19 protein-coding genes and 6 pseudogenes are annotated in these 25,109 nt (G+C 42.5%); 16 read left to right on the forward strand and 9 right to left on the reverse strand.

Annotated elements, in window-relative coordinates:
* Positions 1-35: 35 nt before the first annotated feature.
* From C3420_RS10800 to C3420_RS10815, 4 genes are read right to left on the reverse strand one after another with little or no spacing between them, the layout of a single operon-like run.
* Positions 36-1,136, reverse strand: a complete 1,101-nt coding sequence (locus tag C3420_RS10800) for an ABC transporter permease (protein ID WP_103800511.1) — start codon at positions 1,134-1,136, stop codon at positions 36-38.
* Positions 1,133-2,263 (reverse strand): ABC transporter permease, encoded by a 1,131-nt coding sequence (locus C3420_RS10805; RefSeq protein ID WP_103800512.1) that lies wholly within the window; start codon positions 2,261-2,263, stop codon positions 1,133-1,135. The genes C3420_RS10800 and C3420_RS10805 overlap by 4 nt, the downstream gene beginning before the upstream one ends.
* The gene (locus C3420_RS10810; protein WP_103800513.1) at positions 2,263-3,393 is read right to left on the reverse strand and encodes an HlyD family secretion protein; all 1,131 of its coding nucleotides are present in this window, start codon (positions 3,391-3,393) and stop codon (positions 2,263-2,265) included. The genes C3420_RS10805 and C3420_RS10810 overlap by 1 nt, the downstream gene beginning before the upstream one ends.
* Positions 3,394-3,404: 11 nt before the next feature.
* Complete coding sequence (locus C3420_RS10815) at positions 3,405-4,865, reverse strand: TolC family protein (protein ID WP_103800514.1); 1,461 nt, start codon at positions 4,863-4,865, stop codon at positions 3,405-3,407.
* A 232-nt stretch (positions 4,866-5,097) separates the two neighbouring features.
* On the opposite strand from C3420_RS10815, the pseudogene C3420_RS10820 reads away from it, so the two are divergent.
* The 7 genes and pseudogenes from C3420_RS10820 (at position 5,098) to bioD (ending at position 11,827) form a co-directional block, all read left to right on the forward strand.
* Positions 5,098-5,965, forward strand: a pseudogene (locus C3420_RS10820) (IS982 family transposase).
* A 147-nt stretch (positions 5,966-6,112) separates the two neighbouring features.
* Positions 6,113-7,102, forward strand: a complete 990-nt coding sequence (gene bioB, locus C3420_RS10825; RefSeq protein WP_004812090.1) for a biotin synthase BioB — start codon at positions 6,113-6,115, stop codon at positions 7,100-7,102.
* Positions 7,103-7,167: 65 nt separating this feature from the next.
* Positions 7,168-7,878, forward strand: a complete 711-nt coding sequence (locus C3420_RS10830; RefSeq protein WP_103800515.1) for an alpha/beta hydrolase — start codon at positions 7,168-7,170, stop codon at positions 7,876-7,878.
* Positions 7,879-7,966: 88 nt separating this feature from the next.
* Entirely contained in the window at positions 7,967-9,247 is a 1,281-nt protein-coding gene (gene bioA / locus C3420_RS10835) for an adenosylmethionine--8-amino-7-oxononanoate transaminase (RefSeq protein ID WP_103800516.1), read from the forward strand.
* The gene (locus tag C3420_RS10840) at positions 9,244-10,413 is read left to right on the forward strand and encodes an 8-amino-7-oxononanoate synthase (protein WP_100535634.1); all 1,170 of its coding nucleotides are present in this window, start codon (positions 9,244-9,246) and stop codon (positions 10,411-10,413) included. Before bioA ends, C3420_RS10840 begins: the two co-directional genes overlap by 4 nt.
* Positions 10,380-11,165, forward strand: coding sequence for a malonyl-ACP O-methyltransferase BioC (bioC, locus tag C3420_RS10845; RefSeq protein WP_103800517.1), 786 nt, complete (start codon positions 10,380-10,382; stop codon positions 11,163-11,165). Before C3420_RS10840 ends, bioC begins: the two co-directional genes overlap by 34 nt.
* Positions 11,162-11,827, forward strand: a complete 666-nt coding sequence (bioD, locus tag C3420_RS10850; protein WP_004733123.1) for a dethiobiotin synthase — start codon at positions 11,162-11,164, stop codon at positions 11,825-11,827. The genes bioC and bioD overlap by 4 nt, the downstream gene beginning before the upstream one ends.
* Positions 11,828-12,248: 421 nt before the next feature.
* On the opposite strand, the gene C3420_RS10855 is transcribed toward bioD, so the two are convergent.
* Positions 12,249-12,590: a histidine kinase dimerization/phospho-acceptor domain-containing protein gene (locus C3420_RS10855; protein ID WP_103800518.1), complete on the reverse strand. Its 342-nt coding sequence runs from the start codon at positions 12,588-12,590 to the stop codon at positions 12,249-12,251.
* Between the two features lie 189 nt (positions 12,591-12,779).
* Positions 12,780-13,013, reverse strand: a complete 234-nt coding sequence (locus tag C3420_RS10860; RefSeq protein WP_225554309.1) for a hypothetical protein — start codon at positions 13,011-13,013, stop codon at positions 12,780-12,782.
* Between the two features lie 321 nt (positions 13,014-13,334).
* Here C3420_RS10860 and C3420_RS17905 point away from each other — a divergent pair.
* From C3420_RS17905 to lldD, 4 genes and pseudogenes are all read left to right on the forward strand, one after another.
* Positions 13,335-13,454: pseudogene (locus C3420_RS17905) on the forward strand (IS5/IS1182 family transposase); the annotation flags it as partial.
* Between the two features lie 224 nt (positions 13,455-13,678).
* The gene (lldP, locus tag C3420_RS10870) at positions 13,679-15,343 is read left to right on the forward strand and encodes an L-lactate permease (protein ID WP_004282148.1); all 1,665 of its coding nucleotides are present in this window, start codon (positions 13,679-13,681) and stop codon (positions 15,341-15,343) included.
* Between the two features lie 17 nt (positions 15,344-15,360).
* Positions 15,361-16,104: a transcriptional regulator LldR gene (lldR, locus tag C3420_RS10875; RefSeq protein WP_004282146.1), complete on the forward strand. Its 744-nt coding sequence runs from the start codon at positions 15,361-15,363 to the stop codon at positions 16,102-16,104.
* 3 nt (positions 16,105-16,107) lie between these two features.
* Complete coding sequence (lldD, locus tag C3420_RS10880) at positions 16,108-17,253, forward strand: FMN-dependent L-lactate dehydrogenase LldD (protein WP_103800519.1); 1,146 nt, start codon at positions 16,108-16,110, stop codon at positions 17,251-17,253.
* A 353-nt stretch (positions 17,254-17,606) separates the two neighbouring features.
* On the opposite strand, the pseudogene C3420_RS10885 reads toward lldD, so the two are convergent.
* Positions 17,607-17,705 (reverse strand): annotated as a pseudogene (locus C3420_RS10885) (VF530 family DNA-binding protein); the annotation flags it as partial.
* Between the two features lie 120 nt (positions 17,706-17,825).
* On the opposite strand from C3420_RS10885, the pseudogene fruB reads away from it, so the two are divergent.
* From fruB to C3420_RS10900, 4 genes and pseudogenes are all read left to right on the forward strand, one after another.
* A pseudogene (fruB, locus tag C3420_RS17910) lies at positions 17,826-18,954 on the forward strand (fused PTS fructose transporter subunit IIA/HPr protein); the annotation flags it as partial.
* Positions 18,955-19,040: 86 nt separating this feature from the next.
* A pseudogene (ptsP, locus tag C3420_RS17915) lies at positions 19,041-20,690 on the forward strand (phosphoenolpyruvate--protein phosphotransferase); the annotation flags it as partial.
* A 6-nt stretch (positions 20,691-20,696) separates the two neighbouring features.
* Positions 20,697-21,629, forward strand: a complete 933-nt coding sequence (pfkB, locus tag C3420_RS10895) for a 1-phosphofructokinase (RefSeq protein ID WP_004282140.1) — start codon at positions 20,697-20,699, stop codon at positions 21,627-21,629.
* A gap of 4 nt (positions 21,630-21,633) precedes the next feature.
* The gene (locus C3420_RS10900; RefSeq protein WP_004282137.1) at positions 21,634-23,316 is read left to right on the forward strand and encodes a fructose-specific PTS transporter subunit EIIC; all 1,683 of its coding nucleotides are present in this window, start codon (positions 21,634-21,636) and stop codon (positions 23,314-23,316) included.
* Between the two features lie 29 nt (positions 23,317-23,345).
* Here C3420_RS10900 and C3420_RS10905 read toward each other — a convergent pair.
* Together C3420_RS10905 and C3420_RS10910 are read right to left on the reverse strand one after the other, a co-directional pair.
* Positions 23,346-23,582 (reverse strand): annotated as a pseudogene (locus tag C3420_RS10905) (hypothetical protein); the annotation flags it as partial.
* Between the two features lie 185 nt (positions 23,583-23,767).
* Complete coding sequence (locus tag C3420_RS10910; RefSeq protein WP_001223318.1) at positions 23,768-24,469, reverse strand: IS1-like element ISPa14 family transposase; 702 nt, start codon at positions 24,467-24,469, stop codon at positions 23,768-23,770.
* A gap of 156 nt (positions 24,470-24,625) precedes the next feature.
* On the opposite strand from C3420_RS10910, the gene C3420_RS10920 reads away from it, so the two are divergent.
* Positions 24,626-25,109, forward strand: a 484-nt coding sequence (locus C3420_RS10920; protein WP_146048155.1) for an SWIM zinc finger family protein, incomplete at its 3' end; no start/stop codon positions are given.

Below are 25,109 nucleotides of genomic sequence, written 5' to 3' on the forward strand. Positions count from 1 at the left end.
TGTTGCACCATTAAAATCTGGGACTAAACATCTAGCTAGAAAGTTCCACAGTTTGAAATTAAACGTCGATAAGCCAGGAAAAAGCACAAGCTACCGATCATTCCAAGATAGAGCAGTTTAGGCAAGATCAGTGTTGTAGTCACACCCATTTGATTGAGTTGAATAAACATCTGCACAATTTGGGTAGAGGGCAGGATTTCGCCAACGACTTGCATCCAGGTGGGCATGGCAGCATGCGGCCAGGCCGCACCAGATAAAAAGAACAGTGGAATGGAAGTAAACACAATTACATGACCCGCACGCTCTGGCAGATCCAGAAAACTGGCAAATAGGCAGGTCATGCCAATTATTGTGTAGATAAAAACCGGAACAGCCAGTAGCATCCCGAACAGGTTGCCACCGCGCGGATAATCAAACAGCCAGAAGCTGAAACCGAATAAATAGAAACATCCCAGACAGCCGATGGTGAAGACGGCTAAGCACATCCCAGTCAATGCATTTACGTTTAATTCTATTTTTCTTTCCCGATATACCAAAATCAGCATACTCAAACCTAAAAGAATGGTTTGGTGGATAATTAAGGGTGCAACCGCAGGAAAGACATAGCTGCCATAGCCGGACAGCGGATTAAATAAAGGAATTTGATGCACAGAAAGAGCGGGTGAAAAATCCGAGACCTCGCCAAAGCGTTCAGTATAGTCTGCCAACGTTTGCTCAACCGATGTGGCTAAGCCCAGACCAATTTGTTTGGTCACTAAAAAGTTGGCTGTGCTTAAATACAGGCCAATGCCACCTGTTTCACCATGCCTTAAGCTTTGCGATAAATTGTCCGGTAGCAGTAAAATGCCATCAGCTTTTTGTGACTCCACCCCTTGTTTGGCTTCGGCAAAATTTCCGGTAATCGCCTGAATTTCGACATTGGGGCTTTGTGCCACCTGACCAATAATGCGGGTACTTAAGCTACTTTGTTCTTCATCGACAATAATAATCGGTAAGGCTTCAGCCTGCTGTGCCTGATAAGCGGTCGGATAAAAAAAGCTGTAAAACAAGACGGATAGAATCAGCGTGGTAAAGATCGTGCCGTGACTGACGATATCTTTAAAGCTTTGTAGATAGTAAAACCAAAGGGATTTCATGGTGTTGCTCCTTTGGCGATTTTTTTAAGAAATAGATAAGCCAGCAGAGCGTAGACTAGGGCATAGATCAACAGCATCAATCCAGCTTGCAGTGAAATATGTACTGGACTACCAATCACCCATTGTTCAGTTTGTAATTTGGCATAGGGCGTAAATGGAATAATATTGGCCCAAAACTGGGTGAACAGGGGCGCATTATTTAAAGGTAGGGTCACACCGGCAAAGCTCAACGATGAACCCCCATAGACCGCAATGAGGCCGAAAGATTTACTTAAATCTTTGGTCGCCAGAACCACTGCACTGCTTAAAAATGCATAGGCGCTATACAGCAGAAATTGCGCCAATAGAATCAGGCTGAGTGAGCCGGCAACAAACCAGCCGCGAATCTCAATCAGCCAGAACATCCAGATCCAGGTCCATAGACTAAAAATAGCCACATAGACCAGGTTCTTAGACAGCAATGCCATCCAGATGGACGAGTTGCTGATCCAGCTTGTTAAGGTCTGTCGCTTCAGTTCCTGACCGACGGAAAATGCCACACAAAAACATAGCAGTAAATGCAGAATTGCCGGAATGACATAGGGTTCCAGATAGAATTCATAATTCAGTTGTGGATTATACAGCGGCGATATTTTGATATGCGGCGACGGTGCTTCGAGAGAAGGCAGCCGGTTGCCCAGATATTGCTGTCCGCCAAATTCAGCCAGTGCTTGCAGGGTACTGACCAGCATGGCAGAGGAGATGGTATTTCCGATACTGAAATAACTCTGGTTAAAGGCAATACTGATGTCAGCATCCCGGGCACGAACCAGACGTTGCTCGGCACCGCTGGGAATATGGATATAACCCCAAATTTTATTTTGATTTAGCAGGCGCTCAATCTCAGCTGTTTGTTCCGACACCGTAGCAATTTTAAGAGTATGATTCAGCGCCACATGCTGATAAATGCTTTGACTCAGCGCACTCTGGTCTTGATCAATAATCGCAATCGGTAAATGATCCGGTTTCCCTTGAGCAAACATGCTGCTGAATAAAATAATCACCAGTGCAGGTGCCAGCGTGACCAGACACAGATCCCATTTTTCTCGGAGCAGATAGCGCAGTTCGCGCCATATACCCGTCCACATTATCGGGTCTCTTTCAGTTTAAATAACACGCTCATCCCGACTCTGAGTTCAGGAATTGCTGGTGCGGGCACAAGATGCAGCTTAAAACTTCGTACATCATAACCGCCGGTTTGGCGTGTGGTCTTAATGGTGGCAAATTCGCCCTCGGCACTGATCTGCTTGATTTTAAAAGTGGCGGTTTTATCTAGGGCGGGAATATAACCTTCAATACTGCTCATTTTCTGAAACGGGGCATATTGGTCTTCACGAATATTCAGGCTCACCCACATTTGATCTTCAATCAGGCTGACCACAGGGACTGCGGTGGCTACCAGCTCCGAGACTTTGCCATAGGTTTTAGACACCGTTCCGTTTACAGGTGCTACTAATTGGGTTTCTGCTTCTAAAGCATTGGCTTCATCCAGCGCAGCCTGGGCAATATCTACCTGTGCATCGGCGGAACTCTTTTGCTGCGAAGTGCTGCCACGTTTGGCACGTGCGTATTGCTGATACGCTGCTTCTGTCATTTGTGCTGCTGATTGACTGGCTGCATACAATTCATCACGGCGCTGGCGTGAAATCACACCTTCCTTAAATAAATTTGCACCACGCTCATAAGAAACTTTGGCTAAATTTTGCTGTGCTTTCAGCGATTGCCAGTTGGCATACAGGCTCGCGATATTTTCTTCTTGCGAGCCACGTTCAGCAGTCGATTGTAAGGCCAGCGCAGATTGTAAAGCCGCTGCGGCTTGCTGTTTTTTGGCCTGAATTTCCGGGCTGTTTAAGCGCACCAGTACATCGCCTTTTTTGACCCGCTGACCTTCTTCTACATAAATTTCTTCAATACGGCTTGGCACTTTGGTCGCCACCTGAACTGTTTCAGCTTCTACACGACCCTGCAATTCCAGCGGAGCCGGTTGGTAGCTTTTCCATAATCCAAATGCGATGACTGCCAGCAGAACTGGAATTAGGGCGAGCAATAAATATTTTTTCTTTTTAGCGATTTCAGGAGCTTGTTGTTGCTCGGTCGAAGTCGTCGCGTTGTTTTCTATTTCAGTTTTTGTTTCTACCTGTTGTGCAGGCGATTTTTCTGTATCGCTGGATGAAGCCGCTTCATTCACAGGATCATTGAGTTTTTGATCTTCGTTCATGTTCGGCTCCATTAGCGAATATAGTGGGTGTTGGTATGTTGGATGTAGTTCGGAAATTCTGCAATCGAGCCATGGCTTTGTAATAGGGTGGCCAGTGACATCACATATTTGTAGGCATTCAAGGCAGTTTCAGCTCGTAGTCCGCTCAGCATATTTTGTGCATCGATGACCTGTGTGGCGGTGCCCATATCTTCTTTAAAGGATAATTCTTGGATGCGTAAATTTTCCTGTGCGGCTTTCAAGTTTTGTGCCAGAAGTGCATCACTTTGCTGTGCACTGAGTGCTTCGCTATAAGATTTATAAATCAGATTTTCAATTTCCTGCTGGGTGCGTGCAGTGAGCAGTTCTGTGGCAGAGCGTTTGAGTTCGGCAGCCTGAATATTTTTGTTTTTATCGATCCCGGAAAACAGGTTATAGCGTGCGGCAACTCCGACAATCCAGTTTTCATTTTGATCCAGACTATATTCGCCAAAAGCAAAAACATTCGGTTTTTTCGCTGCTTGCTGGGCTTTGACATTGGCTTGAGCCAATTGGGTATCCAGCTGCATTTTTTGAATCAACGCAGAGTTTTGACTAAAAGTTTTCAGCAGATGATTTAAGGCCTGTGGCTCGGTTTTATTGACAAATAAAGGCGTCGAAAGTTCGGTGATGCTACTTCCTTGAAGCAGATTATTCAGCTGGAACAGGGCAGCATTCAAATTGGCTTGTGTGTTTTGCTGGCTGCGCTCGGCATTATTGCGTGCCACTTCAAACTGCATGCGCTGGCCTTTACTGATAAAACCTTGCTGTTCCATCTTTAAGGCATTGCGATAATGCTGCTGCATGGCATTCAGATTAAACAGCGCAGCTGCATGCAATTGCTTTTGGAGCTGCACACTAAAATAACTTTGAATCAGTTCAAAACGCTGCGTATCTTGCTGCTGTTTGTTGCTGAGCTGACTACGACCGACCTGAATATTGGCGATTTCTTTAGCGCTGCTTGTCAGTCCACCGGTATAAAGCGGCATCATGACTGAAACCGTCGGGCGAATCACCTGATCATCCAGCACGACATGCGAACTATCAGGAATTAAGCCAACTCCATTTTGAATAGGTTGTCTTAAACTATTTTTTAGCGGGTCAGCCAGACCCCCTAAGTTCAGTTCATCAATTCTATTATTTACACCATCCGTTAAGGATTGCTCTAAATTATTTTTTAATGCACCCAAAGGCAGATCGAGTTCATTATGAAAGGCATACGCACGAACATTCAGGTCGACTCGTGGCAGACCTATACCTTTCACTGCTTCAGCTTCAAGTTTTGAGGCCTGTTCCAGACTTTGATAGGCTTGGCTGCTATAAGAATTTTGCAACAACTGACGTTCAGCGTCCTGAAAGCTGATGCTCTGTGCATGAGCAAAGCTGCCATACATCATCGATGCAAGCAGATTTAAACCCCAGACAAGCTGTCTTTTATTTTTCTTTAAGTTCATAAAGTCGCTAAACTGATTTAAAGCCGGTAATGTTATCCGGCTAGTATAAATCAAAGGTATGCAGATAGAACTAGTGTAAAGTTATAGTATTGTTTCTTGTGCATTTGTCTATAAAAAAGGAAGCTTATGCATCCTTAATTAACCCGAATCGCGGATAAGAAATTGACTTGAAAAATAAGAGGACTAGAGCCATCAGTTGAGTTACCACACCAAACTCACAACTCTAGTCCTGATGTTCAATAGTACCGAATTATTCTGCGTAATTGATGATTTTTTCTTAAATTTGAAGCAACTTATTGGGAATTTCTCAAACAAAACCGTGGTTCCTTAAGAATCAGAACTGCTCAACTTACAATTTCAGAAATCTGCTTTATTGCCATTTGGTACAAATGCTCTCATTTCAATAATTTCAAAGCCTTTTTCACCTGGTTGAAAGAAGATAAAAGCCATTTATTTAAGTACTTGCCTTGCTATCAAAGGATGATTCATCTGATCAATATGCATGAATTAGCTCTACACGCTTTACATGTGGCACTGATGAAAGGCCAAGGTACACAATATTTATGGATTAATTCAACAACTCTGCCAGTTTGTAAAAATCAACGTATTCAGCATCATAAATCATTAGTCCAAATTGCATCACGTGGTAGAAGCTCAATGGGCTGGTTTTATGGCTGTAAATTACATATTGCGATGAATCAATTTGGTGAAATTGCCTGTTTTGCTTTATCGAATGGACATGTTGCTGATATAAAAATGGTGGAGCAATTGGTTGCTGGTATAAAAGCAAAACTTTACGGGTATCGAGGTTACATCAGCCAAGAATTAAAATTAGATTGAAATATCAAGGTATTGATTTAATTACTTATCATCGAAAGAATATGCAGGCTATTCAACTCTGTGCATCAGATGAATATCACCTAAGACAACGCAATAAGATAGAAACATTATTCAGTTTATTGAAGGGGCAATACAATTTAGTGACGAGTAAAGCACGTAGTCTTCATGGGTTTCTGAGTGGAATTTACGCCTCACTATGTGCATATCAACTCACTCATCAAAATAAGCCAACAATTCAAATTAAGGAATCATCGGCTTAAGCAGGATTCGAGTTAAATAAGCTTTCAAAATAGCTTGATACACTAAAGCTATTTTAAGCAGGCAATGAATATGAAAGAAAACGCTAAAGAAAAATAAAAAAAACAGCGTATGATTTACTCAATGGAATTTTAGATGATGCAGACAAGATGATCCGTAATGATTGGTCACGTGCCGAAATACAAGAAATTTATGACTTGCCTTTAATGGATTTACTGTTTCAGGCACAGCAAATTCATCGCCAAAACTTTGAACCGAATACTGTTCAGGTCAGTACTCTGCTTTCAATTAAAACGGGCCGTTGTCCGGAAGATTGTAAATACTGTTCGCAATCTGCACATTATGATACTGATCTGGAAATTGAAAAACGCGTAGAAGTACAAAAGGCGATTGCTGAAGCCAAACAGGCCAAAGCTTCCGGTTCGACCCGTTTTTGCATGGGCGCAGCATGGCGTAACCCGCATGAACGCGATATGCCGTATGTGCTGGAATTGGTGCAGGAAGTCAAGAAACTGGGCATGGAAACCTGTATGACCCTAGGGATGCTGAATGCCTCACAAGCGGAACGTCTGAAAGATGCAGGGCTAGATTATTACAACCACAACCTTGATACCTCACGTGAATATTATGCCAATGTCATCAGTACACGTAGCTTTGATGACCGCTTAAATACGCTTGATCATGTGCGTAATGCCGGAATTAATGTCTGTAGTGGCGGTATTGTCGGCTTGGGCGAAGGCGTACAAGACCGAGTCGGTTTGTTATTTGAACTAGCGACTATGCCGATTCACCCGGGTTCGGTGCCCATAAATATGCTGGTTCCTATTGAAGGCACACCACTGGCCGATGTTGAAAAACTGGATGTGATTGACTGGATTCGTACTATTGCGGTAGCACGGATTATTATGCCGAAGAGTTATATCCGCTTGTCGGCAGGTCGTGAATCTCTCTCTGACTCTGATCAGGCACTGGCATTTATGGCTGGAGCTAACTCATTATTTTCAGGTGATAAATTGCTTACTGCCCCGAACAGTGGTGAAGGTAAAGACAAAGCCTTGTTTGCTAAATTAGGCTTAAAAGCTGAAGCTGCCAAGAAAACAGCTAAAGAATTGGCTGTAGATGCGATGCAACCTGCTTAATTAATCGTGTAACAAACAGGGATCATTTCAACTTGAATTGGTCCCTTTTTATTGGAGCAGACAAAATGAAGATACTGATGATTACGGGTTGGGGGCTAGGAACAGCGGTCTTAACCCCGTTTGTAGAACAGTTACGGCAGCAGCATCAAGTTGAAGTATGGGATATTTTTGATCCTAACGTGGAAAGTATTTTGGCCGAAAAAGTTAGGCAGGCGAGTTCTTTTGATGTCTTGATGGGATGGTCTTTGGGTGGACAGTTGGCACTTTTGCTGGCTAATGAAATCCAGCAACAATTGAAAATTGCCAAGCCAGTGATTTGCTGTATGTCAAATCCCTGTTTCGTGGCCAACGAAGCATGGCCACAGGCAATGCCAGTTGAACAATATACACAATTTAAATCCTCCATACTGGCTGATCCAAAACGCGGGATGCAGCGCTTCTGTACCTTGGTCACTTTAGCTGGCGCAGCAGCGCGTGAACGTGCAAAATTATTGCACCAACAGTTAAATAGTATTGATTTAAACTATCAGGTTAAGCATCTTTATCTATTGCAGCAATTAAATCTAGTGGATATCTTAAAAAATCATTCAGTCAAGATGCTATTTATATTTTCCGAGAATGATATGTTGGTTCCTTACAAAGTTAGTCAAGAATCCGTGTTTTTAACAACCCAAAATCTGAATTTGGTAAAAATACAGGGCACGCACGATGCCATCCTTTTTGATACCAAGTTACTCGTTGAGCCAATTTTAAAATTTTTAGCCGATCTGGCTTAAGCAAAAAGAGATTGGTAGCTCTTGACGTTTCATTTTCAGATTTAACGCGCTAAGATCAGTTTTAGTTTTAATAATTGGGGTAAATTCTGTGCAGGACGCTTTTGATCAACAGCATATTTGGCATCCTTATACCTCCATGACACAACCCTTGCCATGTTACAAAGTTAAAGCTGCACATGGTGCAGTCATTGAACTTGAAGATGGTACCGAGCTGATTGATGGCATGTCGTCCTGGTGGTGCACAATTCACGGTTATAATCATTCTGAACTCAATCAGGCTGTAACAAAACAATTAGAGTCGATGTCACATATCATGTTTGGTGGTTTGACTCATCAGCCTGCGATTGATGTGTCTAAACTGCTACTCGAGATCACGGCGCCTGAACTGGATAAAATTTTCTTTGCCGATTCCGGCTCGGTCGCGGTTGAGGTGGCGTTGAAAATGGCTGTGCAATATTGGAATGCACGTCAGCAACCACAAAAAACTAACTTTGTTACCACACGCTCTGGCTATCATGGCGACACCTGGAATGCCATGTCGGTTTGTGATCCTGTAACTGGTATGCATCAAATTTTTGGTTCGAGTTTGCCGAACCGTTTATTTGTTCCGGCACCTCAAAGCCGTTTTGATGGGGCATGGCAACCCGAAGATATACAGCCACTTGAGCGCCTGCTGGTACAGCAGCATCAACAGATTGCTGCCATGATCATTGAGCCGATTGTGCAAGGTGCAGGCGGGATGCGTTTCTATCATCCAGAATATTTAAAGCAAGCTAAGTTGTTGTGTGAAAAGTACGATGTACTGCTGATTTTAGATGAAATTGCCACCGGTTTTGGCCGCACTGGAAAACTATTTGCTTATGAATACGCTCAGGTCACACCAGACATTATGTGTATCGGTAAGGCATTGACTGGTGGTTATATGACCTTGTCAGCGACCTTAACCACTCGCCATGTAGCAGAGACGATTTCAAGTGGTGAAGCGGGTGTGTTCATGCATGGCCCAACTTTTATGGCTAATCCGTTGGCCTGTGCGGTCGCATTAAAAAGTACCCAGCTGTTACTGGCTCAAGACTGGCAGACGCGTATTCAACAGATTGAAAGTACACTAGAACAATATTTACTGGATTTAAAATCCTTGGCACAAGTCAAAGATGTGCGTGTCCTCGGCGCAATTGGCGTGGTTGAGCTACATCAAACTATTGATTTAGCGCGTTTTCAGGCTGAATGTGTATGCCGTGGCGTCTGGATTCGTCCTTTTGGCCGTCTGGTCTATGTCATGCCGCCATATGTAATTTCAACACAGCAACTTGAAACTTTATTAAAGCATATGCGGGAGATGATTCAGCAGATAGAGGCAGTAGCATGAACCATCTTGAGCATTTCCAGCAGCAGCTAGATGACTTGAAACAGCAAGGGCAATATCGCCAGTTTAAGTCCAATATTTCTAGCCAGCCAAGATTGCAACTCAATGGCCAAGAGATGCTGAATCTGGCATCCAATGACTATTTAGGTCTGGCATCCAACTTAACGCTACGTGAAGAATTTTTTGACCTCACGCCGATGTCTGAGCGATATATGAGTTCAAGCTCTTCACGTTTACTGACAGGAAACTTTCCCAATTTTGAACAACTTGAAGCACAGATGTCACAGGCTTTTGGACGTTCAGTACTGCTGTTTAATAGTGGTTATCACATGAATATCGGGATTCTTCCTGCGCTCAGTAATGCTAAAACCATGATCATTGCTGACAAACTGGTACATGCCAGTATTATCGACGGGATTCGTTTATCTAAAGCTGGCTATGTGCGTTACCGCCATAATGACCTGCAGCATTTGACTCAGTTTTTAGAAAAATATCAGTCAGATGAATCTATCCAGCGCATTATTGTGGTAACTGAATCAATTTTCAGTATGGATGGGGATGAAACAGATTTAGCTGCTTTGGTGGCATTAAAACAGCAGTTTGCAAAAGTCATGCTCTATGTCGATGAGGCACATGCAATTGGTGTGCGCGGTGAACGTGGATTGGGCTGCGCAGAACAGTATCAAGTATTGGATCAGATTGACTTCCTGGTCGGTACCTTTGGCAAGGCTTTGGCTTCAGTTGGTGGTTATCTGGTCTGTGCGCCAGTGATTCGTGACTATCTGATTAATAGCATGCGACCTTTAATTTTTAGTACCGCCCAGCCGCCACTATGTATGGCCTGGACTAGATTTATTTTTCAGAAGGTACAGCAGCTTCAGGCGGGACGAGTACATTTGGCAGCATTGGCTGTACGCTGTCAGCAGGGCATTCAAGACTTGGGATATCACTGTCCGTCAACTTCGCAAATTGTGCCGGTACTGATTGGTGAGGCAAAACGCACCATTCAGGCGGCTGAAATTATGCAACAGCAGGGATTTTATGTGCTACCAGTACGTCCGCCAACGGTTCCTGCCAATACCTCCAGACTCAGAATCTGCCTGAATCAGAACATTTCTGCGGATGAGCTGGATGCATGTCTGCAGGTGCTGAGGAATTTGCCGCGATGAACAGCAAACAAATTGCCCAACGTTTTGCTCAGGCAAATCTCAGTTATGAGCAGCATGCGCTTGTACAAAGTGCCGTAGCGGCAGAGTTGATGCAGTTCATGCAGCAGCATGTAGCACAACCACATTTGCAAAGAGTATTGGAAATTGGCTGCGGTTCAGGGTTTTTTACCCGGCTTTTTATGCAGTATTACAGCTTTGATCATTTATTTTTAAATGATCTATATGCCGAAGTGAAGCAGCATTTCCCGGAAGCTGATCGGCTTTTGTGGGGAATTGGTAATATTGAAACCTTGCCACTGCCGCAGTCTCTGGACATGGTGCTGTCGTGTTCTGCATTGCAATGGATCTCGGATTTAAAAGCATTGTTGCTCAACATTGCGCAGGCCTTAAATCCCTCTGGGCATCTGTGTTTTGCCAGTTATACGGACAATAATTTAAAGGAAATTAAGGCACTGACCGGACAAGGCCTGGATTATCTGCCTTTAGCGGAGGTCTGTGAACTGCTTGAATCCTTAGGCTTTGACATTCTGCTGCAGACAGAAGAACAGATGACCTTGCATTTTGAGCATCCGAAACAGGTGTTACAGCATATCAAAGCCACTGGTGTACAGGCGACGGCACAGGGGTTTCGGTGGACAAAATCGTCCTTACAGGATTTTTATACCGGCTATCAACAATTCCAAGACCCTGAAAGCAAACAGTATGCACTGACCTATCATCCGGTTTATGTCATTGCACGGAAGACAGCATGAGCGCACAGATTTATTTTGTCAGCGGCATTGATACCGCAATTGGTAAAACCTTTACTACTGGTTTTCTGGCCAAAAATTGGAATGAGCAGGGCATTCGTACCATAACCCAAAAGCTGATCCAGACCGGAAATGTCGATATATCAGAAGATATCGAACAGCATCGTGCAATTATGGGTTGTGGATTGTTACAGGAAGACCAGCAAAAACTGACCATGCCGGAAATTTTTACGTATCCGGCTTCACCGCATCTTGCTGCGCGGCTGGATGGGCGAGCCATTAACTTTGAACAGATTCATCAGGCTACCGAACAGCTGGCTGCGGCCTACGACTGTATTTTGCTGGAAGGTGCCGGTGGTCTGATGGTGCCCTTAACCGAAGAGTTCCTGACTATTGATTATATTCAGACACATAATTATCCGGTGATTCTCGTCACTTCAGGGCGTTTAGGCAGTATTAATCATACCTTGCTGAGTCTTGAGTTGTTAAAACTCCGCGGGGTTCAATTATATGCCATTGCTTTTAATCATGCAGATAACTCCAAAGATCCCTTGATCGCTGAAGATACCATTGCTTATTTAAAACAGTATTTGCAGCGTGATTTTGCTGATACGACATGGGTTGATATTCCAGCTTTAAATTTAGCCCTGTCTTCTCATAAGTAAGTGATCCGCTTGCAGCGAGGCTGATGTGAATGCTTAAATATTGAGGTTGCGCCACTGTAAATTGAATCTGATAGCCATATTTGTTTAACACCATTTTCATCAAATATAAGTCTAGCCTATGCCCATTTTGCTAGGGAGATTTATGCCAGAAACGCTGTCCCAAGTATGCATATCTTCAACCTTTGATTATCATTATGAATGATCAGCACACATGCAGCATAGCAATTGAAATGGTGTTTGCCTGTGCATGCAATAGAGCATTGTTAAGTAGGTTTTTAAAGACGGTATCTAGTTCAAAATCGGGTAGGGCAATTCGGGTCAGGCTCGGTCAGTCAATTGTTAAACTGGGTTCAATTTCCGGATAAAGCGACTGTAAATCGGCAATCACCTGAGTCAGGAGCCGTGGAATTTCAATACTGTACTAGATATCACTCAGTACTTGATCGGTAGATGAAAGTGCTAGAAGCTGTTCCAGTAGCTGGGTACATCGGCGGATACCAAGGTGTACCTGCTGCAAGCTCTGTTGCAATTTGGGCGAGCTTGCCTGTTGTTCTACCATCAGTTGTGCAAGCTGAATATGAGTTTTGATCGCGGTTAAAGGACTACGCAATTCATGGGCGGCGTATGAACTAAATACTTTTTCATTTTCCGGATTTTGATGCAGTTTATGTATTAAGTGCTTAGAGTTTTGAGCAAAGGACTGTACCTTGGAAGGCATTACTTTGGCATCTACGGTTTTTAAATAGTGAGTAGCATCATTCACTGATAAATTTGGCTGACTTAAAAGGTTGAAACTTCATCTAAGGCTTTAAGCTCTCGACGAATAATCAAAACGATTAAGTCTATACATAGCAATAAAGACAAAATTATTGGTATTAATACCGATTATAAAATCTTTTTGAGCAATTATCCACGTAGGAACATCCGCTCTGCTACCACCACTTGAATATCCTCACGACGTAACACATAACTGAGCCTCACCTTGTTGCTTTGTACTAAAGCCAACTACTTGGTGGCTTAAATCTTTCGGTGCACCTCGGGTTTTTGCTACCACATGCTGAACGACACTGACGTCAGAGCCAAATAAAGACACTTTATAGGCAATCAACTGCTCTTGATTGGTGGAATGAAGTTGTTGGGCTAGTACATTTTCATCCAAGTTTTGCATCGGCAGTTGTTGAGTCAATCGAGCGACCATTGGATGGCTGAATCAAACCAAATTGATGTATTTCCTTGACTGAGCAAGGCTTTATTGTAGGTAGATCAACTGGTTGTACGATAGATCTTGGGTGCAGACCTCTTCATTTAGAAATTATATTCCCCAAGAAGCTTTCAGTGGTAGGTTTGTGCAACAAAGCCTCTTGCAAATAAAGGCTATCAAGGGATTTATACATTGTATCCAAATAGTTTATGGCCATTAAAAGCAAAAAAGCACTAAAAACCAGATCTCGAGCTAAAACTTTATAACCAAGAAATCAATAAAAGAAGAATTGGGATTGAACAGATATTTGGAACTTTGAAAACCTTCAAAATCCTTGCCGAGCGATATCGCAACCCTGGCAAAAGACTAGGATTAAGATTTAATTTAATTGTGGGAATCTATAATTTTGAGCTGAGTAAAAAGTGAATTATGAAAGAAATCTAATGTATAAAATTTTAAGAGATTATAAGAATTGGTCATACCAAAAAATAAATTAAACCTTTTATATTGTGTTTCTGGGCTAATATTACTAATATTGCTAATACAAAATGCACATTTTATCTCTTAAACACCAAATTGGTCATACCAATTTAGTGTTTAAGTACAATAAACTGTTCAATCTAGTAGTTAAGCATTTCAAGGAGTAGACAATGCTTCAACAGTGGCAACAAATTTATGATCCTATAGGCAATATCTGGATTTCGAGTGCTATTGCGCTAGTTCCAATTATTTTCTTTTTTTTAGCGTTAGCTATTTTTCGCATGAAGGGTAGTGTAGCCGCTACAATTACCGTTTTTTTAGCCTTTCTGGTCTCATTATTTTTATACAAAATGCCAATTGGAATGGCATTAGCATCAATGGTCTATGGATTCTTCTACGGCCTGTGGCCAATTGCATGGATTATTATCGGTGCAGTTTTTATATATAAGATTTCAGTAAAAACTGGACAGTTTGATGTTATTCGTTCGTCTATTCTGTCAATTACAGAAGATCAACGTCTGCAAATGCTATTAGTTGGGTTTGCTTTTGGTACGTTTTTAGAAGGTGCGGCAGGTTTTGGTGCGCCCGTCGCAATTACTGCGGCACTGTTGGTGGGACTCGGCTTTAAGCCTTTATATGCGGCTGGGCTATGCCTGATAGTTAATACTGCACCTGTTGCTTTTGGTGCAATGGGAATTCCGATCATTGTCGCTGGGCAGGTTTCAGGTGTTGACACCATGGAAATCAGTCAAATGGTTGGTCGTCAGTTACCCTTTATGGTGCCAATTGTATTGATCTGGATCATGGCAATCATGGATGGTTGGCGTGGGGTTAAAGAAACTTGGCCTGCTATTTTAGTTGCCAGCTTATCTTTTTCTTTAGCGCAATATCTAACATCAAATTTTGTTGGGCCTGAGTTACCCGATATCACTGCTGCAATTGCATCATTAATCAGTTTAACTATCTTACTTAAGTATTGGAAACCAAAACATATTTTTCTTTTTGAGGACAAAAATATACAGGTAGATGAAACTATTATCAAGCAAGCTCGTAAACAATATAGTGTGGCACAGATAGCCAAAGCCTGGTCTCCATTTCTGATACTTACAGCAATGGTGACGATCTGGAGCATCAAACCTTTTAAAGATTTATTTGTTAAGGACGGCCCATTAAGTGATTTAGTAGTTTCAATTAAAGTGCCGTATTTGCATCAATTGATTCAAAAGCTACCACCTGTCGTGCCTGAAATTAAAGATTATGATGCGATTTATAAGTTTGATTGGTTATCAGCAACGGGTACGGCGATTATATTGGCGGCATTGATCACGATTATTTATTTAAACATGAAACCTAAAGAGGCAGTTTCGACATTCTTTGAAACCGTGAATGAACTAAAAACCCCAATTTATTCGATTGGTATGGTACTGGCTTTTGCGTTCATTGCAAACTATTCAGGTCTGTCAGCAACGCTTGCTTTAGCACTGGCACATACGGGTCAGGCTTTCACCTTCTTCTCACCATTCTTGGGTTGGGTTGGAGTGTTTCTTACAGGTTCAGATACTTCAGCTAACGCATTGTTTTCAGCGTTACAAGCAACTACAGCACAGCAAATCGGTGTGCCTGAAGTCTTGTTAGTTGCTGCCAATACCAGTGGTGGAGTAACAGGTAAGATGATTTCCCCTCAATCAATCGCGATTGCTTGTGCAGCAGTGGGTTTAGTTGGTAAAGAATCTGATTTATTTAGATTTACAGTAAAACACAGCATTATCTTTACGGTGATGATTGGTATTATTGTGACCTTACAAGCTTATGTTTTCCCGTGGATGATTCCGTAAACGGGTCAAGGAAAAAAATGAAAGTCTCCGACAAAGTGGTACAGCGTTTACGTCTGTTGATTGAAAAAAATAATGTGCAAGTCGGAGAGCGATTGCCTGCTGAACGCCAACTCTGTGAACAGTTAGGTGTGTCTCGTAGCTCTTTACGTGAGGCGATTCAACAACTGATTACCGCAGGGATTATTCAGAGCAAAGCGGGTGCAGGCACCTATTTAAAGCAGTTGCCTGCACATTGGTCACAGTATCAAATCGTTGAGCCATTATCCGGTTTGATGGATCAGGATCCTGAATATCGTTTTGATGTACAAGAAGCTCGTATGGTGCTTGAAGGTGGTACAGCATGGTATGCCGCACAACGTGCCACACCCAGTGATTTGATCAATATTCGTCAATGTTTTGAGCAGATTAGCCATTTTCAGGCTTTAGGTGATGATGCCCACGCAGCAATAGCGGATGCGAATTTTCATCTGGCGATTGCAGAAGCATCCCACAATCTAGTGCTGATCCAAATGATGCGTAGTTTGTTTGATTTATTGCAAGACAACGTGATGTTAGGGCGACGTAAAGTTTACACCACACCACAACATTTTGAACAATTGCATGACCAGCATTTTGAGGTGATGGACGCAATTGAACGTCAAGACTCAGAGACTGCACGTAAGGCAGCTTGTGGGCATATTGAATTTGTTGTTCAACGCGTACGTATGATCGATGAAGAAGAAGCTCGTCGTCAACGTTCGAGTCGATTAAATAGGACATAAGTTATGATTATTTCTTCTGCAAATGACTATCGTGAAGCTGCGAAATGTCGTTTACCGCCATTTTTATTTGAATACATCGATGGTGGTGCCTATGCGGAATATACTTTAAAGCGTAATGTAGACGATTTATCAAAAATCGCTTTACGTCAACGTGTGTTAAATGACATGTCTGAGCTGAGCTTAGAAACGCAATTGTTTGGTGAAAATTTGGCGTTGCCAGTGGCATTGTCACCTGTAGGTCTAACGGGTATGTATGCGCGTCGTGGTGAAGTTCAAGCCGCGGTTGCCGCAGATAAAAAGGGCATTCCATTTACCTTATCAACAGTTTCAGTTTGTCCAATTGAAGAAGTGGCACCTGCGATTCAACGTCCGATGTGGTTTCAACTGTATGTACTACGTGACCGTGGTTTTATGAAAAATGCCTTGGAACGTGCTAAAGCCGCAGGCTGTTCTACCTTAGTATTCACAGTCGATATGCCTGTTCCAGGTGCGCGTTATCGTGATGCACATTCAGGAATGAGTGGTAAAAATGCTGCAATACGTCGTTATATGCAATCGTGTATGCACCCACACTGGGCTTGGAATGTCGGTTTATTGGGTCGTCCGCATGATTTGGGTAACATTTCGAAATATTTAGGTAAGCCGACAGGTCTGGAAGATTATATCGGTTGGCTGGGAAATAACTTTGACCCTTCAATTTCTTGGAAAGATCTTGAGTGGATTCGTGATTATTGGGAGGGTCCCATGGTTATTAAGGGGATTTTAGATCCTGAGGATGCCAAGGATGCGGTACGTTTCGGAGCAGATGGAATTGTGGTCTCCAATCACGGTGGTCGTCAGCTTGATGGTGTTTTGTCTTCTGCTCGTGCGCTTCCTTCAATTGCAAGTGCGGTCAAAGGTGACATCAAAATTTTAGCAGATTCAGGGATTCGTAACGGTCTTGATGTGGTACGTATGTTGGCTATGGGTGCAGATATTTGCATGCTTGGTCGTGCATTTGTATACGCACTTGGTGCTGCCGGCGGTTCTGGGGTAAGTAATTTACTAGATTTGATTGAGAAAGAAATGCGTGTGGCAATGACATTGACTGGTGCAAGAACCATTGCAGATATTACATCGGATTGCCTGGTCAAGCTAGAGAAAGAGTAAGCGATTTAATTACTCACATTACTAAGGCTTTGCCAACTTTCCTTTGAAAAAAGAGATTTTTATCTGAATAATTTGGGTAAACAAAGCTTCCTTTTGAAAAAAACCAACCTTGGCAAGAGTCACCGACATAAAATACACTAAATAACATAATTGGTACGTTAATAAACTCTATATATAACAGTTATATAGAGTTTTTATTTTGTGTGACGTAATTTAAGGTGGGGTCGGATACTTTGATTTTTGGTCACTAATTTATTGTGATAATCAACAATAATAACCAACATACATATGCTTAATCTAAGGGTATTTTACTGACTGGTATAATTTTATGATGAGAGGGGTGTTGCCTGAGGTTACGGTTTCTGTTTGGCCTTTTGGCGTAAGACGTACAAATATAAGCTTTCTACTTTTTCACGTGCCCATGGTGTGGTACGCAAGAATCGTAATGATGATCATGAAGATAAAATCAAAAAATACAGATTTTTGTGTAAATCCTGAGTAGAATTCGACTTTTATTTTTTCTCCAGTAAAAAGGCATAGCTTTTCACTATGCTATTTTGCAAGGACGCTTTATGCTCGCGCTAGATATACAACATATTCGAATGAAACAACACGCCACTGATAAAGCACAAGCTTTGCAATGTCTAGTCGATATCTTGGTCAAAGACCAGTTGGTTACACCTGATTATATTCATGGGTTGACCGGGCGCGAACAACAAAGTGCAACGTATTTAGGGCAAGGAATTGCCATTCCGCATGGGACGCCTCAGTCTCGCCAATATATTTTAAAAACTGGTATTCGTCTGGCGCACTTTCCTGAAGGAGTTGTTTGGGACGGTGAAAATAAAATTTATTTAGCAGTAGTGATTGCTGCGAAATCAGATGAGCATTTGCAAGTCTTACAAATTTTGACGCGGGCTTTAATTAATGATGTCGCTGATCAAGTGAAACAGGCTCAATCCGCAGAGCAAATTATTGCATTATTACAAGCCCAACCTGCATCTTTGGCATTGCATGAAAATTTAATCGCCACTCAAGTTCCCGCACTTGATGTAGAAGATTTAATTTGGCACGCAACACAGTTGCTGAAACAGCAAAAAATGGTGGAGTGTGGTTTTCTGTCGGGTTTAAATCTAAACAGCATGATTCATTTAGGGGAGGGGGTCTGGTCGATCACTTCTAACCAGCATGTTTTGAGCCCAGCTGTAAGTTTGGTAAAAGCGGAACAGGTTTTAAGCCATCAGCAGGAAATGCTCAAGACTTTGGTGTGTATTGCCAGTAATGAGCAACTGGATATGCAACGGTTTCAACGGTTAATGGATATTTTGTTTGATACTGAACAAGTTCATACCCTCAACCAAGAGCAAGATAGTCACCAGTTGGCGCAGTTAATTGGTGCTGAACTGATTCCTGATTGGCCATCTCGTCGTATTGTCTTAGCTAATGCTCATGGTCTACATGCGCGTCCCGCGACACACTTGGTCAATATGACTAAGAAATTTGCAGGGGATGTTCTCGTTGCTGTAGATGAGGGGGCTTACGTTTCGGCAAAAAGTTTAACCAAATTATTAGCCATGGGATGTCGTCGTGGTCAAACTCTGACTTTTATTGCACAACCCGATACCGATGCTGTAGCAGGCTTAGAACAGATTATTGATGCAGTTAAACAGGGCTTAGGAGAAGAGGTTGAAGCTGTTGATTTTGTATCTCATCAGCACAGCAATAGTGACCCAGTCGTAAATACTTTGGAATTAATGCCTTTTGAATCACATGGCGATACGGGTAGCTGCGGTATTGCGGCATCAACTGGCCTTGCTTTTGGTCCTGCTCATGTGGTGAAGCCACGCGAATTTAGTTATGAACGTCGCGGACAGAGTTTTAAAGCTGAGAATGAAAAGCTTGAAATTGCGCTTCATCAGGTGAAAAATAGCTTACGTCAATTCATTGCACATACTGAATCTACTGCCATTAAGCAGATATTCATGGCACATTTGGAAATGCTGGATGATCCAGACCTCCTCCAAAGTGTACAACGCGGTTTAAAACAGGGGTTGTCTGCTGCTGCAGCTTGGCATGATCATATTGAAGTGGCTGCTACCGCACAGGCTGCACTTAGCGATCGTTTACTTGCAGAGCGTGCGGCTGATTTAAGGGATATTGGTGAGCGAGTTTTGGCTGTTTTGTGCGGTGTGGCCGATGTCACAGAACCCGAGCAACCTTATATCTTAATTATGCATGATGTTGGCCCGAGTGATGTAGCGCGTCTGAATAAAGATCGTGTTGCAGGCATTTTGACCGCGGTTGGTGGAGCGAGTGCCCATAGTGCTATTGTGGCACGTGCTCTGGCTATTCCAGCAGTCGTAGGTGCAGGTGTAGCTGTTTTAAATATTGAGAACCATGCCACCGTGCTAATTAATGGGGATACTGGGGAGTATGTGGTCTCACCCGAGCAAAATCAGATTGATCATGCCATTGCAGAGCGCCAACGCCAGCGTGAGTTGCGAGAACAAGCGGAACAGCATTGTTTAGAACCTGCCATCACACTGGATCAACATCAAGTTGAAATCGCAGCCAATATTGGCAAAGTGGGCGCTACGATACAGGCTGTGGCCGATGGGGCAGAAGCAATTGGTTTGCTACGCACAGAATTGGTCTTTATGTCACACAGCAGTGCGCCTGATGAGGCTACACAGGAAGCCGATTATCGGGTGGTGTTAGATGCTTTGGCAGGTCGTCCATTGGTGGTACGTACACTTGATGTGGGCGGGGACAAACCTTTGCCGTATTTGCCTATTGAAAAGGAAGAAAATCCATTCTTGGGCTTACGTGGTATTCGTCTGACTTTACGTAAGCCAGAGTTGTTACGTCAGCAATTGGTTGCTTTACTTAAAGCAGCGGATAATCGCCCATTAAGAATTATGTTTCCGATGATTGGGCGGGTTGAAGAATGGCGAGCAGCAAAAGCAATTTTGGATGAGGTTCGCATACAGCATCCATGTGAAAACTTACAAGTCGGTATTATGATTGAGGTTCCTGCGGCAGCATTGTTGGCTCCAATTCTTGCTCAAGAAGTTGATTTTTTTAGTATTGGAACCAATGACTTGACTCAATATACTCTGGCGATTGACCGTGGTCATCCACTGTTGTCTGCTGAAGCTGATGGCTTACATCCGAGTATTTTGCTATTGATTGATCAAACTGTTCGGGCAGCACATCAGCATGGTAAATGGGTGGGCATTTGTGGTGAATTGGCTGCTGATCCAAAAGCTGTGCCTGTATTGATAGGCTTGGGCGTGGATGAGTTGAGTATGTCGAGTACCAGTATTCCATTGGTGAAGGCGCAAATTCGTGGTTTGAACTATATAAATTGCAAACAGGTCGCACAGCAAGCCTTAAGTTGTGACAGTGCGTCTGCCGTACGTGCATTGGTGGAGTAATTACGAATGGCTAAGATATTAAGCATTACTCTGAATCCTGCAATTGACCTCACCGTGCAATTGGATCAACTAAAAGTTGGCGAGGTCAATCGTCAGTTAACGGCCCAAAGCCATGCAGCAGGTAAAGGCTTAAACGTGGCACAGGTCCTTAAGGATTTGGGACATGAACTGATTGTGAGTGGCTTTTTGGGGCAAGAAAACCGTCAAATTTTTGACCATCATATCCAGCAAGAGCAATTTGATAACCAATTTATTTATGTTGCAGGTGAAACACGACAAAACATTAAAGTTGCAGAAGCTTCTGGTCAGATGACTGACATCAATGGCAAGGGCTTTTTTGTAGATACCTCAGCAAAACAACAACTATGTGAACGTTTATCTCAACTGATTTTAGAGGTTGATGTGATTGTGATTGCTGGCAGTTTGCCACAAGGGTTTTCTGCAGAAGAGCTTTCGACACTGATTTTATGGTTACAGTCTGCGGGTAAAAAAGTCGCAGTAGATACCAGTGGTGTTGCGTTGAAAGCAGCAATTGCTGCCCATCCTTGGTTGATTAAGCCTAATACAGATGAGTTGACGGAAACTTACCATTTGCCAGCAGAAACGTTTGCAGAACAGCAGCATCTTTTTGCCAGTTTAAATAGTCAGATCGAACATATTGTGGTCTCGATGGGTGAAAACGGGGTGAACTGGCTTCACCGCACGCACCCCCTGCATGCTACTGCACCGAAGGTCACCGTCCAAAGTACTGTGGGTGCGGGAGATTCTTTGCTGGCAGGTATGATTCATGGGTTGTTGAGTTCAACTTCCCCAGAAGAAACATTGAAAACAGCAACCGCAATTGCGAGCAATGCTGTGACCCAAATTGGGTTTGCCCTTCCAGACTTTGCTGTTATTGAAGATTTGAAATCGCAAATCTCAGTCCAATCATTGAGTTAATACGATGCCAGAGATAAAACATATTTTATTTGTGCCACATAGTCCCGAGCAGCCGATTAATGCAGTGATTTTGTCCAAAAAACTGTCCAAAGCAGCGACAGCACTTGGTATTTCCAATAATGTGGCGACATCAGTCGAGCATCTCGATTTATCAAATGTTATTGATACGGTTGTTTTTGTAGGACAGAAGTCGGCAGAAGCGGATCAACTGCGTGACAAGGTTGTGAAAGTCATTGGTTTGAATAACGCACAACACGATGCGATCATGCTTTTGCAACAAGTTCTTGAGCATTCAGATGCTTTAGATGAAACTATTGCAGCCAATGTAGGGGTTACACGGTTTGTCGCCATTACAGCATGTCCAACTGGTGTTGCGCATACGTTTATGGCGGCCGAAGCCTTACAACAAGGTGCAGTAAAGTACGGTTATCAGATTGATGTTGAAACCCAAGGATCGGTTGGGGCTAAAAATGTTTTATCGGCAGAAAGTATTGCCAAAGCAGATGTCGTGATCTTAGCAACGGATATTGAGGTCAATACAGATCGCTTTGTAGGCAAACGTGTATATCGCTGCAGTACAGGATTTGCTCTTAAGCAAACGGATAAGACTTTTGCAAATGCAATTGCTGAAGCCAAAGTGCTTGAAACGGGTAAGCAAACAGCCACTAAGACAGAAAATGAAAACAAAGAAAAAACTGGAATTTATAAACACCTTTTAACAGGGGTGTCTTTCATGCTGCCGATGGTGGTGGCGGGCGGTTTGATCATTGCCATCTCGTTTATGTTTGGCCTCAACCCTGTTGAAGGAAGCTTTGCCGCATCCTTAAAGCAAATAGGTGCTGCAGCATTTACTCTTATGGTACCTATGCTGGCAGGTTACATTGCTTATTCTATTGCGGATCGTCCGGGTTTAACTCCAGGTTTGATTGGCGGTTTACTTGCAACACAATTAGAGGCAGGCTTTCTCGGTGGATTAGTTGCAGGTTTTATTGCAGGTTATATTGCGTTATTTTTATCGAAACAGCTTAAACTCCCAAGTAGCCTAGAAGCATTAAAACCAATTTTGATTATTCCACTATTAGCGAGTTTAGCTGTTGGTTTAATCATGATTTATGTGGTTGGACAGCCTGTTGCACAATTGTTTGAATTACTCACACACTTCCTTGCCAATATGGGGACGACCAATGCCATGATCATGGGGATTATCCTTGGGAGTATGATGTGTATTGATGTTGGGGGGCCAATAAATAAAGCGGCTTATGCCTTTACGGTGGGCTTACTTACGTCACAAACATACGGACCGATGGCGATTACCATGGCTGCGGGTATGGTACCGCCATTGGGTATGGCAATTGCAACTTTTCTGGCAAAGCATAAATTTGCCAAACCTGAGCAAGATGCAGGGAAGGCTGCTGTAGTTCTGGGCCTATGTTTCATTTCGGAAGGGGCTATTCCGTTTGCTGCCAAAGACCCGATTCGAGTGCTTCCATGCGCGATCGCAGGTGGTGCTGTAACTGGGGCTTTGGTTGCATTATTTAAATGTGAACTAGTCACTCCTCATGGCGGTGTAATGGTACTGATCATTCCGAATGCGATGAATTATCCATTAAAATATTTATTGGCGATTGCGATTGGAAGTGTGGTGACTGGTGTAGCTTATGCCGTGATAAAACAACGGTTAGAGTAAGCCCTTCATAGAAGCTTTGTGAAGGCTATTTAGTGCAATAAATGAATATTATACTCAATCCTATTTTGGATCAGTTGGAGAGTCTCTGCTTGAATTTGTCCAGGTAATAGGTCATGAGCGATATTGCTGAATCGGATTGCAACCTTACAAATCGAGCCAATAATTTCATCGACTTCTTGGACACAAAGTTCCGCTTCCTGAGTACCAAGTTTCACAAGAGCTTGTCGAGGAATATTCAGTGCCTCACCCATGATATCCATTTGATGTGCAGGAAAGTTCTAAACCTTTACTGATCGCTTCTGCACTGTATTCAAAGGCGATTAATGGCCGACCTGTGATTGCGGTTGAGGAGACCAATGTACCCCAAAGCCAATATTCACCCCATCCATTGTAGTAAACATTAAGTTTTTGAGCATGGATTTATGGTGGTGTTTCAAAAAGTATGCTGACATTAAATGAAGCCATTATTGATGTAAAAAAAGGTTAAGTCGAAAGCTTTAAAATGGTTTTCAATCTTTTTTGAAAAATTACAACTCCTTCTAAAACCGCGCCTAATTCGATGCCTTATCTTGCAATTATTACCTTCAATACCTACAGTAAAAAATTTACCAATACTTTGCTTGCAGTTTTTAAAAGCAGTTATGAAACTGTCCCAATGATCACTTGCAATTCGGGTGTAGTGAATACCTAATTGTTTAAGCTTTGTCTTCAATCGTTGAACTGTAGCTAAGTCTCTTTTACCCCAAACATAAGCAACAATCTCACCTGTTTCTCGATGGTAGGCGTAAATAAGCCATTGTTTATTATTTTTATTTCCCACAAAAGTCCAAAACTCATCAACTTCAAGAGACTCATAATGACTTTGTTTAGGCTGAATTTGGTAGGTCGATTCGGTTAAAGTACGTAAAACTTTACCGATACTGATTCGCTCAACTTCAGCGATATCTCGTATACCACTACCTCTGACCATCAACTGTAATATTTTTCGAGTAATGCCTGAATTACATCCTAGATAGCTCAGAGCATGGTCACCAATAAACTGACGTTTACAGTCTTTGCACTGATAGTTTTGTTTCCCATCTACTTTGATGCCATTTTTCTTTATACTGTCACTGAGGCAGGTTGGACATTTGATTTCTAGAGTTATTCGCATTTCTCTATTTTATCAAAATTCAACCTACTTTGTTTCAGCATACTTTTTGAAACACCACCGGATTTATTTCCTTTTGATACGTTGGCGAGCACTACTGTTCTGAAATGACAGCTTTGTCCGTTATAATTGTATAAACATTTTTGGTTTCTGGTAATTATGTCCTCATTGATCAATTTTCTATCTCGCTTTAGTACTGCAACTCTTCAGCGCAGTCTGAGCTATGCTAAACACATTGATAGAGAAACAATTGAGTTCTTTGAAGAAAATGATGATGTCACGATGTATGCTCAAATTGAAGGGACAGATTATTACGATACCGCGATTACCTATAATCTTAAAAAAGACCGTTTAATCGATGACGACTGCACTTGTCCGGTTGGATATAACTGTAAACATGCTGCTGCTTTAGCGCGATTATTCTTTCAAGAATATCGTCAGGAATTTCAACAGCGTTATGCTGAATCTCAATCCTCGCAGGGAATCGCAAAACGCCAACGGGGGGATGATCAGGCGCAGCGCTGGTTGAATGATTTTAAACGGTATTTACAACAGACTGAACCAGAGCAATCTGTCAAAACAAACAATTATTTAATTTACCTGCTAGATCAGTCTGTCAGCTTAAAGAAATTGACAGTTGATG

The sequence above is a fragment of the Acinetobacter sp. ACNIH3 genome, from assembly GCF_002918965.1.
GTDB classification, from domain to species: Bacteria; Pseudomonadota; Gammaproteobacteria; order Pseudomonadales; family Moraxellaceae; genus Acinetobacter; species Acinetobacter schindleri.

What these genes read in the sequence shown, in the direction of transcription:
- C3420_RS10800 (WP_103800511.1), bottom strand. Translation starts at nt 1,136, where the DNA reads ATGAAATCCCTTTGGTTTTACTATCTACAAAGCTTTAAAGATATCGTC.
- C3420_RS10805 (WP_103800512.1), bottom strand. Translation starts at nt 2,263, where the DNA reads ATGTGGACGGGTATATGGCGCGAACTGCGCTATCTGCTCCGAGAAAAA.
- C3420_RS10810 (WP_103800513.1), bottom strand. Translation starts at nt 3,393, where the DNA reads ATGAACGAAGATCAAAAACTCAATGATCCTGTGAATGAAGCGGCTTCA.
- C3420_RS10815 (WP_103800514.1), bottom strand. Translation starts at nt 4,865, where the DNA reads ATGAACTTAAAGAAAAATAAAAGACAGCTTGTCTGGGGTTTAAATCTG.
- bioB (WP_004812090.1), top strand. Translation starts at nt 6,113, where the DNA reads ATGATCCGTAATGATTGGTCACGTGCCGAAATACAAGAAATTTATGAC.
- C3420_RS10830 (WP_103800515.1), top strand. Translation starts at nt 7,168, where the DNA reads ATGAAGATACTGATGATTACGGGTTGGGGGCTAGGAACAGCGGTCTTA.
- C3420_RS10840 (WP_100535634.1), top strand. Translation starts at nt 9,244, where the DNA reads ATGAACCATCTTGAGCATTTCCAGCAGCAGCTAGATGACTTGAAACAG.
- bioC (WP_103800517.1), top strand. Translation starts at nt 10,380, where the DNA reads ATGTCTGCAGGTGCTGAGGAATTTGCCGCGATGAACAGCAAACAAATT.
- bioD (WP_004733123.1), top strand. Translation starts at nt 11,162, where the DNA reads ATGAGCGCACAGATTTATTTTGTCAGCGGCATTGATACCGCAATTGGT.
- lldP (WP_004282148.1), top strand. Translation starts at nt 13,679, where the DNA reads ATGCTTCAACAGTGGCAACAAATTTATGATCCTATAGGCAATATCTGG.
- lldR (WP_004282146.1), top strand. Translation starts at nt 15,361, where the DNA reads ATGAAAGTCTCCGACAAAGTGGTACAGCGTTTACGTCTGTTGATTGAA.
- lldD (WP_103800519.1), top strand. Translation starts at nt 16,108, where the DNA reads ATGATTATTTCTTCTGCAAATGACTATCGTGAAGCTGCGAAATGTCGT.
- pfkB (WP_004282140.1), top strand. Translation starts at nt 20,697, where the DNA reads ATGGCTAAGATATTAAGCATTACTCTGAATCCTGCAATTGACCTCACC.
- C3420_RS10900 (WP_004282137.1), top strand. Translation starts at nt 21,634, where the DNA reads ATGCCAGAGATAAAACATATTTTATTTGTGCCACATAGTCCCGAGCAG.
- C3420_RS10910 (WP_001223318.1), bottom strand. Translation starts at nt 24,469, where the DNA reads ATGCGAATAACTCTAGAAATCAAATGTCCAACCTGCCTCAGTGACAGT.